This is a genomic window from Kitasatospora sp. NPDC048239, assembly GCF_043202015.1.
In the GTDB taxonomy this organism is placed as follows: domain Bacteria; phylum Actinomycetota; class Actinomycetes; order Streptomycetales; family Streptomycetaceae; genus Kitasatospora.
The window spans coordinates 470,506-483,601 of the sequence record NZ_JBICZP010000001.1 but is presented as its reverse complement, the minus strand read 5'-3'; the positions used below and the strand labels follow the sequence as shown (position 1 = coordinate 483,601).

Genomic DNA, 13,096 nt, shown 5'->3' with positions numbered 1-13,096 from the left:
CTGTCACCCGGGGGCGGGCCGCTTCACGTCCTGGGTCAACCCCGGGGCGCCGCCGTCACCCCGCCAGCAGCGAGGTCAGCCGGCCGGCCAGCAGGTCCCAGCGCCAGGAGCGGTCCACCCAGCGGCGCCCGGCCTCGCCCATCCGCCGGCGCAGCCCCTCGTCGTTCAGCAGCCGGACGATCCGCTCGGCCGCCGCCGCGGGCGAGCCGCCCTCCACCACGTACCCGGTCTCGCCCTCCAGCACAGCGTCCGGCGCACCGCCGGAGTCCCCCGCCACCACTGGCAGGCCGGTCGCGGAGGCCTCCAGGTAGACGATGCCCAGGCCCTCCACGTCCAGCCCGCCCCGCCTGGTCCGGCAGGGCATCGCGAAGACGTCCCCGGCCCCGTAGTGCGCGGGCAGCTCCGACCACGGCACCGCACCGGTGAAGCGCACCGAGCCGCGCACCCCGCGGGCGTCCGCGAGCTTCTCCAGCTCCCCCTGGTACGGGCCGCCGCCGACGATCAGCAGGACGGCGTCCGGCACGTCCGCGAGGATCTGCGGCATCGCCTCGATCAGGGTGTCCTGGCCCTTGCGCGGGACGAGCCGGGAGACGCAGACCACCACCGGCCGGTCCGCCAGACCGAGCCGCCGGCGCAGCTCGGCGCCGCCGGAGTCGGGGTGGAAGGTCTTCTCGTCCACGCCCGGCGGCAGCTGGACCATCCGCCCGGCCGCCTCCGGCCCGACGGCGGCGGCGATCCGGGAGCGGGTGTACTCGCCGAGGTAGGTGAGGGTGTCGGTGCCCGCCCCGATCCGGCGCAGCAGCTGCCGGGCGACCGGCAGCTGCGCCCAGGCGGCCTCGTGCCCGTGGGTCATGCCCAGCAGCCGGCCGGCCCCGGCCCGGCGCAGTGCGGGCGCCATCAGCCCCAGCGGCGCGGCGGCGCCGAACCAGACCGAGTCGCACTTCTCGGCCTTCAGGATCTCGGCGGCCCGCCGGGTGACCCGCGGTGTGGGAACCATCACCTTCGTGCGGTCCCGGATCACCGGGAACGGCTGCTCCGCGTCGAACCGGGCCACCTCGGTGCCGTCACGCCAGGTCGAGGCGTACACCACGACGCTTCCGGCAGGCTGACGAATCGCCATGTTGTGGACGAAGGCCTGGATACCGCCGGGCCTCGGCGGGAAGTCGTTGGTGACGATCAAGGTTTTGTGCATCAGGCCACGGCTCGCTCGGTCGGGGGGTGCTCGGTGTACCGCTGGGTGATCCGTACGATAGGTCAACACCATGACCCGCCGGGAACGGATCCGCGCACGGCAACCGTTTCACCCCCGGGTCTGTCCTAGTACCTAGGCAGCCGGTGGGGCCCGGCCGAACACTGGCGCCGCGCCCGACACCGACGGCCCGGGCGTCCGTCGCACGACGCCTCCGGTGGGACGTCCGAGACGAACGAGGGAGCGCAGTGGAGTTGGCCCCGGCCACCGAGTCCGGTACTTCCAGCGGCGCCGACGGCACCGGCACGGCGCTGGCCGTCCGCCAGGAGCCCCCGCAGCCCCCTGCCCGCCCCGCCGGGCGCGCCGGGGCCCTGTGCGCGCTCGGCGCGAGCTGGCTGGCCACCCGGGCGCTGCTGCTGCTCCTGGTCACCGGGGTGCTGAAGGTCGGCGGCGGGGACGTCACCGCGGACGTCGCGGTGATCTACCACGGCTGGTACGGAGTCCTGCAGACCGGCACCTTCCCGCTGGACGACGTGACCTGGCAGTACCCGCCGGGCGCCGCGCTGATCATCCTGCTGCCCGGCCTGCTGCCCTGGTCGTACATCGTGTCGTTCTGGGTGCTCTGCGGGGTCGCCGACGTGGTCGCGATGGCGCTGCTGGTGCGGACCGGGCTGCGCCGGGGGCGGGCGCTGACCGGCGCCTGGGTCTGGGTGGCCGGCGTGCCGCTGCTCGGCCCGATGATCTACAACCGGTACGACATCATCGTCACCGCGATCGCGGTGGCCGGCCTGATCGCGCTGGTCCGCCGCCCCGCGCTGGGCGGGCTGCTGCTGGGCGTGGGCGGGATCATCAAGATCTGGCCGCTGCTCGGCCTGATCGGTACGCCCTCCGGCCGGCGCACCCGCCGCGCCTGGACGTCGGCCGCGGCCACCGCCGCCTCGATCGGCTTCCTGCTGGCGGCCGGCATGAACGGCGCGTTCGAGTTCCTGACGTTCCAGAAGGACCGCGGCATCGAGGTGGAGTCGGTCGGCGCGCTGCCGCTGCACTTCGCCCGGATGGCCGGGGCCTGGGACGGCAAGGTGATGATGAACTACGGCTCGGTCGAGATGCTCGGGCCGTGGGTCACCGTGATCACCAAGGTGATGATGGCCGGCACCCTGCTGGGCTTCGGCTGGCTGCTGCTGTGGCGTTTCACCGCCAAGCGCCGCAACGCCGCGACCATGTACGACGCCGGCCTCACCGCGCTGCTGATCTTCACGGTGACCAGCCGGGTGATCAGCCCGCAGTACCTGGTCTGGCTGGTCGGCGTCGCGGCGGTCTGCCTGACCGTGCGCGGCACCAGCCAGCGCCCGGTGGCGGTGCTCGTCCTGATCGCGACCCCGCTGACCACGGCCGAGTTCCCGTTGATGTTCAGCCAGGTGTACAACAGCCAGGCCGGGGGCGTGACGGTCCTGGGCCTGCGCAACGGGCTGCTGCTGGCCGCCACCGTGCTCTCCTGCGTCCGGCTCTGGCGCTCCACCCGGGGCTCGGCCCAGCTGCCGCCGACCATCGTGCTGGCCCGCCCCGAGCCGGCCTCCGTCGGCGGCTACCCGGTGCGGCCCGGTATCGCGTACGAGCAGGACCTGCTGGACGGCATCGAGCGGCCGACCGTGCCGGCCACCCAGACCGCGCCACCGCCCCAGCGGCGGCGCTAGGGCTTGTCCGGCCCTCAACACCGGCCCTCACCTCCGACGCCGGCGCACTCTGCAAGGTCCCGCCGGGTCCGAGCCCGACTTTGCAGACACCTCCGGGCCTCTCCGGAGAACCGTTGAGGGCCGCTCGCCGGGCACCTAGCGGGCAGGACCGAGCAGCCTTGCCGTCTCGGCGATCCACAGCCTGGTGAAGGCCTCCAGCCCGAGGCCCAGCTCGGCCCCGAACACCCGGTCCAGCAGCCGGTCGCGCTCCTGCGTCCCGTCCGCCGCGCCGACCGCCCGGTAGAGGGCGACCAGCCGCTCGGGCCCGTGCCGCCGGGCGATCAGGTCGCAGGCCAGCCAGGACAGCTCGTACGCCTGGGCGATGCCGCCGGCGCCGGCGGTGAAGTCCCGGTCGGCGGGGAGCGCGGTGGGCAGCCTCCCGGCGGCGATGTCCCGGGCCAGCTCGGGGGCGATCTGCCGCGCGGTGCGCCCGGAGCCCAGGTAGCCCGTCCAGTCGGCGACGCCCTCGGAGAGCCAGAGCGGTGTCCAGGCCCGGGTGTCGGCCCGGGTCGCGACGTGCACCGCCTCGTGCGTGACCACCACCTGCCGGCCGAAGGCGCTGAGCCGCCCGTACGCCTCCGGGTTGACCAGGATGCGGTCCGCGGGGGTGTCCAAGGGCGCGCCGGGGGCGGCCGTGGTGACGGCGGCCATCCCGGCCCAGTCCGCCGCCCCGGCCTCCAGCAGTCGGGCGAACTGCTCCTCGGTGGCGGGCAGTTCCAGCAGCAGCCGCCCCGCCCAGCCGGTGCCCCAGACCGCCTCCACGGCCGGGACGGCCAGGTCCGCGAGGGCCGCCGGCTCCGCCGGGTCCGGCCCGCCGGCCAGACCGAGGACGAGGGCGCGCGCCCCCCGGGCGGCACGGACGGTGCCGAGGTCCCAGATCGGAGGGGCGCCGCCCGCGCCCTCCTCGTGCTCGACCCGCCAGCCGTCCGCGGCCCGGATCAGGGCGAGCCGGCGCGGGTACACCACCGGGTGGTCGTCGTAGCCGTCGATCCGGACCGCCAGCTCGGCGGAGACGGCGAGCCGCCCCAGCTCGCCGGCCGGGCCGGGCACCACGTTCCGGTAGACGGCCTCGGCCGCCGGCACTCCCGCGGGCAGTGTGCGCCCGGCCAGCAGCGCGGCCACCTCGGCGCGGTCGTCGGCGGCCGAGCGGACGGGGGCGGAGGCGGCGGGAGCGGCCCGCGGCAGCGAGAGCTGGGCCAGCCCGCCCACGGCGAGCAGCAGCGCGCCGCGCCGGGAGAGCCCGCGGCGGCGCACGACGGCATCGGCGACGCCCGCGGAGCCCTCCGCGACGCCGTCGGCACCCTCCGCGCCGTCGGCCCGGGTCGGATCGGTACGGCTCAGAGCCGGACCACCCCCGCGACGGGCATCGCGTTGACGCTCTCGTAGCGGACCTTGGCGCCCGGGTAGGGGGCGTGCACGATCACCCCGCCGCCGGCGTACATGCCGACGTGGTGCATGTCCCGGTAGAAGATCACCAGGTCTCCCGGTCGCGCGTCGGAGATGCTGACCCGCTGGCCGGCCGACGCCTGGGCCTGCGAGGTGCGCGGCAGGGTCACTCCGGCCTGCCGCCAGCTCCAGTACATCAGACCGGAGCAGTCGAAGGCGCGGGGGCCGGTGGATCCGTACACATAGGGCGAACCGATCATCCGCACCGCGGCCGCCAGCGCGGCGGCCCCCCGCTCGGAGGCGGGCGGCGCCGTCCCGAGGTCGAGCCGGTCCGTCCCCCGGGTGGCGCGCTGCTCGGCCTCCCGGGCGTCCTGCGCCGCCATCCGGGCCCGCTCGGTGGCCCCCAGGCTGTTGAGCAGCCGCTGCGCCTTGCCCAGCCGCTGCTGGATCTGCTGCTTGCTCTCGGCGAGGGCGCGCCGGGTCTGCTCCAGCTCGGCCAGCTTGGCGGAGGTCTCGGTGCGCCGCTGGTCCAGCCGGCGCTGACGGGCCACCACCTCGTGCAGCGTCTCGTTCTGCCGCTCGGCGGCCAGGTCCAGGGTGCGGGCCTTGGTGAGGTAGCCCTCGGGGTTCGTGGAGAGCATCAGCTGGACGGTCTGCGCCATGCCGCCGCCCCGGTACTCGGCGCCGGCGACGGTGGCGAGGTCGCCGCGCAGCTGGTTGAGCTCGTCCTGGGCGACGGCGATCTGCTGCTGGAGGGCGCCGGTCTCGCCCTGCAGCCGCTGTTGGACGTCCTGGGCCGCGTTGACCTTCTCGGAGGCCTGCTCGGCCTCCTCGTACAGCTGCTCGACCTGCGCCTTGACGTCCTTGCGGCTCGACGGCCCGTCCGGCGGCCCCGGGGCGGCCTGGGCGCTGCCGCCGGCCGTCACGCCCAGCGCGGTGGTGGCCGCCGCGGTGAGCACCAGCGCACGGGCGAGGACGTGTACACCTGACAGTTGGGGACGGCGGTGCACGGCCATGCGGTGGCGGTTCCAATCCTGCGGTCCGGCCCCGCCGCCACCCCCGGAACGGGCGGCTCGGGAAGCGGGAGTCCGGTGGCAGACGTTAGCGAGTCCCGGCGATCGAGTCCAAACCCCTCCCAACCCGAATATTTGACCCCTAATCGGACATCAGCTCGACCCGCCGGAAAAGCCGCAGGCCCGGCCTCCCGCGAGGGGAGGCCGGGCCCGTCGGAGCCGATCGGGGATCAGAGGCGCACGATGACGGAGACCGGCATGTTGGAGGCCGCCTCGTAGCGGACCGAGGCACCCGGCTTGGGGGCGTGGATGACCTGGCCGCCACCCACGTAGATGCCCACGTGGTGGTTGTCGTTGTAGAAGATCACCAGGTCGCCCGGCTGGGCGTCGGCGATGTTCGAGCCGATCCGGGTGCCGGCGCTGGCCTGCGCCTGCGAGGTGCGCGGCAGCGACACGTCCGCCTGGGCGTACGCCCAGCTGGTTAGGCCCGAGCAGTCGAAGGAGCTCGGACCGGCGGCGCCGTACACGTACGGGGCACCGAGCTTGCTCTCGGCGGCGGCGATCGCGGCGGCGGCGCGCGAGCTGTTGGCGGCGGGCGCGGCCGGCTTGGCCGGCGCGGCGGGCTTGGCCACCGGGGAGGCCGGCGCGGACGGCGCGCCGATGTCGCTGCGGGGGGCGCTGTCGCGGGAGGCCCGCTCGGCGTCCGCCTTCGCCTTCGCCTCGGCCTTGGCGGCGTCCGCCTTGGCCTTCGCGTCGGCGGCGGCCTTGATCTCGGCCTGGCGCAGCGCCTCGCGCTCCTGCTCGGTCAGCGTGTTGAGCAGGTCCTGGGCCTTGGCCAGCTTCGCCTGGACGTCCTCCTTGGACGCCTTCAGCTGCTGGGTGGTGGCCTCGAGCTCGCCGAGCTTGCCCTGAGCCTCGTTGCGGTCCTGGTCGAGCCTGCGCTGCTGCTCCTGCAGGTCCTTCAGCGCACCGGACTGGGTGCTGCTGGCCTGGGTCAGCGCGCCGGCCTGGTTGAGGAAGTTGTCCGGGCTGGTCGAGAGCATCAGCTGGACGGTCGGCGATATGCCGCCGTTGCGGTACTGCTCGCCCGCGAGCTCGGCGAGGCCGCCCTGGGCCTCGGTCACCGAGGCCTGCTGACGCGCCACCTTGTCCTGGAGCTCGCCGACCTGCTTCTGCAGCTCCTGCTGCTTGGCCTGCGCACCGTTGTACTTCTCGGTGGCGACCTCGGCCTGGTCGTTGAGCTGGTCGACCTGCTCCTTGACCTGGTCCTTGGTCGGCGTCGGGTCGGCGTGGGCACCGGACTGCGCGGAGAGGGCGACGGCCGCGGCGGCGGCGGCGGTCAGGATCGAGACGCGGGCGCGGCCGGCGGGCTTGGGACGACGATGGGACGCCACGAAGGCGGACTCCTTCTTCCTACATCCGCCTACCGGGTGAGCTGACGGGTTCGGGCTGGAAGCGTGCCCTACGACGCCTCACCGACCGTTCCACCGGTCGACCTGGCGCCGATTCACCCCGGAGGAACGTGTGGTTCCCCGGCTCCGGTCCACAGCGCCCCCGACTACTGGGCTCCCCGTCGGGCAGAAGACCTGCCCCGCTGCTTCACGAACTCGGCGGTAACCCCCGCCGCCACCCTGAGTGGGTGATCGACTGTGCGGTGGTTCGAATCCCGACCCTAGTGACAGAACCGTGATCCGTTCAAATCCTTGTCAGAAAAAAGACGGAACAAGTCCCAAGTTCATTTGTGAATATGACCGGGCGTGATCGCCGGCATACGCGGAGCTGATCGATTCTCACCATGTGGTCGACCGGCCCCGTCGATGGCGTGTTCCACATCACAGGAGCCCGACATGGGAGTGGGCGTGTCGGTCCGTCAGTAAATGTCCGAATTGAAGGCATTGCAGGGCATTGGCCCTGCAATGCCCGAAGGATCGTCAGACCCGGCGGATCGCGTTGATCTTCATCGCGTCGGCCTTCATCACCTTGACCACGTCACCGGTGTGCGGCGCGTGCACCACCATGCCGTTGCCGATGTACATCCCGACGTGGCTGCGGTCGTCGCGGTAGATGATGAGGTCGCCCGGCTGGGCCTCGGCCAGCGAGGGCACCCGCGAGCCGTAGTTGGCCTGCGCCTGCGAGGTGCGCGGCAGCGAGACGCCGGCCTTCCCGTACGCCCAGACCATCAGCCCGGAGCAGTCGAAGGTGTTCGGGCCGACGTCGCCCCAGCCGTACGGCGAACCCTGCTTGCTCATCGCGTTGGTGACGGCCGCGCCGGCGAACCCGGAGGCCTGCGGCAGGGTGCCGAGGTCGGCCCGGGCCGCGTCGCGCGAGGCGCGGTCGGTCTGCTGCTGGGCGGCCTTGAGGGCGGCCCGGTCGGCGGCGCTGAGCGAGTTCAGCAGCGCCTGGGCGTCCCTGAGCTTCTGGTTGACGTCCGCCTTGGCCTGGTTCAGCTCCTTGGTGGTGTTGTCCAGGGAGGCGAGGACGGCCGCGGCCTCGGTCTTCTGCTGGTCCAGGCGGCGCTGCTGGTCCTGCAGCCCCTTGAGCGCCTCGGCCTGGCTGGAGCTGGCCTGCTGCACGCTGGAGGCCTTGTCCAGGTAACCGGACGGGTCGGAGGAGAGCATCAGCTGCACGGAGGGGTCGATGCCCCCGGTGCGGTACTGCGCACCCGCCACCTCGGCCAGGCCGGCCTGAAGCTGGGTCATCTGGTCCTGGCCCCGGGCCACCTGGTCCTGGAGCTGGTCCGCCTGCTTGCGCAGCTGGTCCGTCCGCTCCTTGGCGCCGTTGTACTTCTCCGCCGCCTGCTCCTGCTCCTCGTTCAGCTGGTCGATCTGCGCCTTCACGTCCTCCTTCTTGGAGGGGTTGGGCGCAGCGTGGGCACTGACCTGGGCGGAGAGGGCGACCGCGGTCGCTGCGGCGGCGGTGAGCACGGAGATCCGCGCGCGGCTCGCCTGCTTGGGACGGCGGTGGGAGGCCAAGGGGACTGCTCCTTCTTCCATCGGCCTCACCCGATTGAGTGAGAATCCGGAAAATAGGTTTGACGCCAGACCCTAGTGAAGATCACGGCTTTGCGCCACTCCCCCGATGGCGTGAACCCTCGTCCACCGCCATGACTTCACAAGACCGCCACACCCTCGCAAACCGGCGGCTGACCAGGCGTCACTCCGCTCTCCCCGGCCGTTGCAGGGCTCAGGGTCGGGCCAGCCGGTTCAGCAGCAGGACGGAGGCGACGGGGCGCGCGCCCGCCTTCCGCACGCCCTCCGCGACCTCCCGGTCGGTGGAGACCACCACCACCGGACGGCCCTGCGGCTCGGCCCTGACCAGTCGGCGGATCAGCTCGTCCGCCGTCTCCCCGGTCCGGCTGAACCGCACCCGCACCCCGCGCGGCGGCGCCATGATCACCGGGACGTCCAGGTCCTGGCCGTCGAACACACAGGTGACCTCCGCCTGGGTGCGCTGGGCCAGCATGGCCAGCCCGCCCAGCAGCCGGATCCGCTGCTGCTCCAGCGGCAGCGCCGGATAGCCGGTCTTGGTCACGTTGTAGCCGTCCACCACCAGGTGGACCTGCGGGATCGCCAGCAGCTGGTCCAGCAGCGCCGGGTCGTCCTCCGCCAGCCCCCGCCGGGCCACGTCGTGCGGCGAGGCCGAGCTCGGCACCACCGCCTCCACCAGGTCCGCCGGGCGGATCTGCGAGACCGGCAGCGCCAGCTCCCGCTGCAGGCCCTGGGCCGACTGCAGCACGGTGTCCAGCAGCAGCCTCAGCCGCATGTCCTCGACGCTGCGGCCCTCGCGGGCCGAGCGGCGGCCCTGCTCGGCGGCGGTCTCCAGCTCGGAGATCCGGTGCCGCAGCCGCCGGGCCTCGCTCTCGCCCGTGCCGCGCTCGGCCGCCGTCTGCGCCTTCAGCGCCTCCAGTTCGGCGGCCACCCGGCGGGTCTCGGCCTGCGCCCGGCGGGTGTCGCTCTCCAGCGAACGCACCTTCTTGCGCAGCGAGTCGGCCTCCTTGCGGACGTCCTCGGACTCGGCCCGCTGCCGGTCCAGGTCGACCCGCGCGGCGGCCCTGACCTCGGCCAGCTCCGCCTGCAGCTTCTCCACCAGTCGGCCCGCCTCGGCGGCCGCGCCCTCGGCGCCGGCCCGCTCGGCCTGCTCGCCGGCCTCGGCGACCAGTCGGCTCCAACCCGCCGAGCGCACCAGGTAGGCGGCGGCGGCCACGTCCATCGGGTCGGCGGCGCCGGGGACGCTGCCCGACTCCAGCGCCTTGACCAGATCCGGCTGGCCCAGCCGCAGCCGCTCCGCTATCCGCACCCGGAAGGCCGGCTCGGACTCCAGCGCGGCCGCCAGCGCGGTGGCCGCGTACTTGGCCCGCCGGGCCGGGGTGAACTTCGCGTACTGACGCAGGGACTGCGGGAGCTCCGCGGCGGGCAGCCCGCCGAGCGCGTCGGCGGCCAGGCCGACCACCCGGCGCCGGACACCCTCGGGCAGCGGCCGGTCGAGCCGCTCGGAGCGTCCTGCCGCCGACTCGTCACCACCGGACTCGTCCGCGGCGGCCGCCTCGGCCGACGCATCCGCACCGGGCGGGACGGCCTCGACCGCGTCCGGCGCCCGCCCGTCCACAGCGGGCTGCCGCTGCGGCCCGGCGGGCTCCTTCGCTGCGTCCACCACGTCCTCGGCTCCGATCCTCGTCCAGCGGGGTACGGCCCGCTGCCGCCCGCGTCACACTCCGTGCACTCTGTCTGCATTGTCCCGTGCGGTGGACGGCCGCGCCGCGCACCGCCCACCACACGGGTCGGGCGTCAGGCCTGCTCGGCGGGGGCCTCCGGGCCCTCGGCACCCGGGCGGGCCACCAGCTCGACCTGGTCGACCGCGTTGCACCAGCGACAGCGCACCGACTCGACGGTCTCGCTGTGCACCTCGGTCTCCTCGACCTTGGAGTCGCCGGCCAGGTCGAAGTGCAGGAACTCGGTCACCCGTGCGGTGCGGGTCACGTCGAAGCGGGTCAGGTTGCCGCACAGGGTGCAGCGCCACCGCGTCTCGGCGGTCAGGGCGGGGACGGTCATCGGGGGTCCTCTCGGGTGGTCCCTGGATGGGCTCAGGCGCTCCCCCCGAGGCCCCGGCGTCGGCGGCGGGAGGCGGGAATGCCCGCCCCAAGCCTATTGCCTGGGGCAACCGTCCCGACCACCGGTCAGGGCGATCCCCCGGTGCGCTTCCGCCGCCGGACCGGCCGGACGGGCCCTACGCCACATGCCGTACCGCGCGGTGCCGCCCGCGCCGGGCGGCGCGATGCTGGGCCGCATGGCGATCCCGGTCCTGGACCACACCGGAGCACTGGGCGGGCGCCCGGCCGGCCGTCGTCCCGCCGTCACCTACGCCCTGATCGCGCTCAACACCCTGGTCTTCCTGTGCGGTCCGGCCGCCGGGCTCAACCCGCTCTACGGGACCGGCCAGAGCCGGGTCTGCGCCGAGCAGCGGTACGAGCAGCGCTGGGGAGCGGTACCGGTCGAACTGCTGGCCGGGCGACCGCTGGACGCCGAGCAGCTGGCCGAGGCCCCCGATCCGGTGCCGGGCTGTCCGGCCGCCCCCACCCCGGGCAAGCACCCGGCCCTGTCGGTCCTCAGCGCGCTCTTCCTGCACGCCGGCTGGCTGCACCTGCTGGGCAACCTGCTCTTCCTCCAGGTCTTCGGCGCCACCGTGGAGGAGCGGCTGGGCCGGGGCCGCTTCGCCCTCTTCTATCTGGCGGCGGGCTCGCTGGCCACCTACGGCTACGCGCTCGCGGAGGCGCACTCCGCCGACTCGACCCGGGTGCTGATCGGCGCCTCCGGGGCGATCGCCGCGGTGCTCGGCGCGTATCTGCGGCTGCACCCGCGCGCCCGGGTGACCACCCTCGTCCCGCTGCTGCTCTTCCTTCCGCTGCGGTTCCCGGCCTGGCTGGTGCTCGGCCTCTGGTTCGCCCTCCAGTGGTGGTCGGTCCACTCGGCGGGCCCCGGCGTCGCCTACCTCGTCCACGTCATCGGCTTCTCGGCCGGCTTCCTCTACGCCTGCACCCTGGCCACCCGCCCCCCGCGACGCCCCGACTGACGCCCGATACGCTGGCGGGACCCCACAAAGGAGCCCGAAAAGTGATCACCGCCATCGTCCTGATCAAGACCAGCGTCGACCGCATCCCGGAGATCGCCGAGGCGATCGCGGCCATCGAGGGTGTCAGCGAGGTCTACTCGGTGACCGGCGGCTACGACCTGGTGGCGATGGTGCGGGTACGGCGGCACGACGACCTGGCCGAGGTGATCCCCGGCCGGCTGAACAAGGTCCCGGGGGTGGCCCAGACCGAGACCCAGATCGCCTTCCGCACCTACTCGCAGCACGACCTGGAGGCCGCCTTCGCCCTCGGCCTGGACGGCTAGGGCCTCTCTCTAGGCGTCCCGGCGGCTGTCGGCGACGCAGCGGCCGCCCTCGTTGCGGTAGGTCCAGGCCGCGCCGTCCGTGACCAGCTCGCGGACGGCGGTCAGGAAGCGGTCGATGTGCTCGTCCGGGGTCCCGGCGCCGAAGCTGACCCGGATCGCGTTCAGGCTGCGCTCGCCCGGCAGCGACGGCTCCGGCGCCCCGCACTCGGACGGCGCCACGTCCTCGTCCCCGAGCAGGGTCCGCACCAGCGGGTGCGCGCAGAACAGGCCGTCGCGCACCCCGATGCCGTACTCGGCGGAGAGCGCCGCCGAGAAGTGCGAGCTGTTCCAGCCCTGGACGACGAAGGAGAGCACGCCCACCCGGGCCGAGTCCGCGCCGAACAGGTTCAGCACCTTGACCTGCGGGACGTCCGCCAGACCCGCCTTGAGCCGGTCGATCAGCTGCTGCTCGCGGGCCTCCAGCGCGTCGAAGCCGGCCTCGGTGAGCGCCCGGCAGGCGGAGGCGATGGAGTAGACGCCGATCACGTTCGGCGAGCCGGCCTCGTGCCGGGCCGGGCCGGTGTGCCACTGCACGGCCACCGAGCCGTCGGCCTCCCGGGCCACCGTGCGGGTGGCACCGCCGCCGGCCAGGTACGGCTCGGCCGCGTCCAGCCAGTCGGCCCGGCCGGCCAGCACCCCGGCGCCGAACGGCGCGTACAGCTTGTGTCCGGAGAAGGCGATCCAGTCCACGCCCAGCTCGCGCACCGAGACCCGGTGGTGCGGGGCCAGCTGCGCCGCGTCCAGCACCACCCGGGCGCCGTGCCGGTGCGCGACCCGGGTGAGCTCGGCGACCGGCCACAGCTCCCCGGTGACGTTCGAGGCGCCGGTGACGCAGAGCAGCTTGGGGCCCTCGGGCGCCTCGGCCAGCGCGGCGTCGAGCGCGGCGACCGCCTCGGCGTGCGAGCGGGGGGCCCGCAGGTAGTCGACCTCCAGACCGGCGTGCCGCCAGGGCAGCAGCGAGGCGTGGTGCTCGGTCTCGAAGGCGAACACCCGGGTGCCGGCCGGGACGGCGCCCGCCAGCAGGTTGAGCGAGTCGGTGGTGGCCCGGGTGAAGACCACCTGGTCGCCCTCGCGCAGGTCCAGGAACGCGGTGACGGTCCGGCGGCTCTGCTCGAACAGGTCGGTGGAGAGCTGGGAGAGGTACCCGGCGCCGCGGTGCACGCTGCCGTAGTAGGGGGCGTAGGCGGCGACGTCGTCCCAGACCCGCTGCAGCGCCGGCGAGCTGGCGGCGTAGTCCAGTGCCGCGTAGGTGACCTTCTCGCCGCTGGCCAGCGGGACCTCGACGTCCTGGCCGAGGACGGCGAGCGGGGCGCAGATTTCGGTGGTGACGGACATGGGGATGCACTC

General features: G+C 74.0%; 11 protein-coding genes and 1 riboswitch. Of the genes, 3 read left to right on the top strand and 8 right to left on the bottom strand.

Annotated features, from left to right (window positions below):
• Positions 1 to 55: 55 nt before the first annotated feature.
• The gene (locus ACGFZP_RS02120) at positions 56 to 1,192 is read right to left on the bottom strand and encodes a glycosyltransferase family 4 protein (RefSeq protein ID WP_392927643.1); all 1,137 of its coding nucleotides are present in this window, start codon (positions 1,190 to 1,192) and stop codon (positions 56 to 58) included.
• A 245-nt stretch (positions 1,193 to 1,437) separates the two neighbouring features.
• Here ACGFZP_RS02120 and ACGFZP_RS02115 point away from each other — a divergent pair, with 245 nt between their 5' ends.
• Positions 1,438 to 2,883 (top strand): glycosyltransferase 87 family protein, encoded by a 1,446-nt coding sequence (locus ACGFZP_RS02115; protein WP_392927641.1) that lies wholly within the window; start codon positions 1,438 to 1,440, stop codon positions 2,881 to 2,883.
• A 135-nt stretch (positions 2,884 to 3,018) separates the two neighbouring features.
• Here the strand turns inward: ACGFZP_RS02115 and ACGFZP_RS02110 are convergent, their stop codons facing one another.
• From ACGFZP_RS02110 to ACGFZP_RS02085, 6 genes are all read right to left on the bottom strand, one after another.
• Complete coding sequence (locus tag ACGFZP_RS02110) at positions 3,019 to 4,176, bottom strand: hypothetical protein (protein ID WP_392927640.1); 1,158 nt, start codon at positions 4,174 to 4,176, stop codon at positions 3,019 to 3,021.
• Between the two features lie 83 nt (positions 4,177 to 4,259).
• A complete protein-coding gene (locus ACGFZP_RS02105) occupies positions 4,260 to 5,324 on the bottom strand; it encodes an NlpC/P60 family protein (RefSeq protein ID WP_392927639.1) in 1,065 nt (354 codons plus the stop codon).
• Between the two features lie 227 nt (positions 5,325 to 5,551).
• On the bottom strand, positions 5,552 to 6,715 hold the full coding sequence (locus tag ACGFZP_RS02100) for an NlpC/P60 family protein (protein WP_392927638.1): 1,164 nt from the start codon (positions 6,713 to 6,715) through the stop codon (positions 5,552 to 5,554).
• Positions 6,716 to 6,725: 10 nt separating this feature from the next.
• Positions 6,726 to 6,882, bottom strand: a riboswitch (cyclic di-AMP (ydaO/yuaA leader).
• A 370-nt stretch (positions 6,883 to 7,252) separates the two neighbouring features.
• Positions 7,253 to 8,293 (bottom strand): NlpC/P60 family protein, encoded by a 1,041-nt coding sequence (locus tag ACGFZP_RS02095; RefSeq protein WP_392927637.1) that lies wholly within the window; start codon positions 8,291 to 8,293, stop codon positions 7,253 to 7,255.
• Between the two features lie 211 nt (positions 8,294 to 8,504).
• Positions 8,505 to 9,974: an NYN domain-containing protein gene (locus tag ACGFZP_RS02090; protein WP_392927636.1), complete on the bottom strand. Its 1,470-nt coding sequence runs from the start codon at positions 9,972 to 9,974 to the stop codon at positions 8,505 to 8,507.
• 131 nt (positions 9,975 to 10,105) lie between these two features.
• Complete coding sequence (locus tag ACGFZP_RS02085; protein ID WP_392927634.1) at positions 10,106 to 10,369, bottom strand: hypothetical protein; 264 nt, start codon at positions 10,367 to 10,369, stop codon at positions 10,106 to 10,108.
• A 235-nt stretch (positions 10,370 to 10,604) separates the two neighbouring features.
• Here ACGFZP_RS02085 and ACGFZP_RS02080 point away from each other — a divergent pair, with 235 nt between their 5' ends.
• Complete coding sequence (locus ACGFZP_RS02080; protein ID WP_392927632.1) at positions 10,605 to 11,387, top strand: rhomboid family intramembrane serine protease; 783 nt, start codon at positions 10,605 to 10,607, stop codon at positions 11,385 to 11,387.
• 41 nt (positions 11,388 to 11,428) lie between these two features.
• Positions 11,429 to 11,710, top strand: a complete 282-nt coding sequence (locus ACGFZP_RS02075; protein ID WP_392927630.1) for an Lrp/AsnC ligand binding domain-containing protein — start codon at positions 11,429 to 11,431, stop codon at positions 11,708 to 11,710.
• Positions 11,711 to 11,719: 9 nt separating this feature from the next.
• Here ACGFZP_RS02075 and ACGFZP_RS02070 read toward each other — a convergent pair whose 3' ends face one another.
• A complete protein-coding gene (locus tag ACGFZP_RS02070) occupies positions 11,720 to 13,084 on the bottom strand; it encodes an aminotransferase class V-fold PLP-dependent enzyme (protein WP_392927628.1) in 1,365 nt (454 codons plus the stop codon).
• Between the last annotated feature and the right edge of the window lie 12 nt (positions 13,085 to 13,096).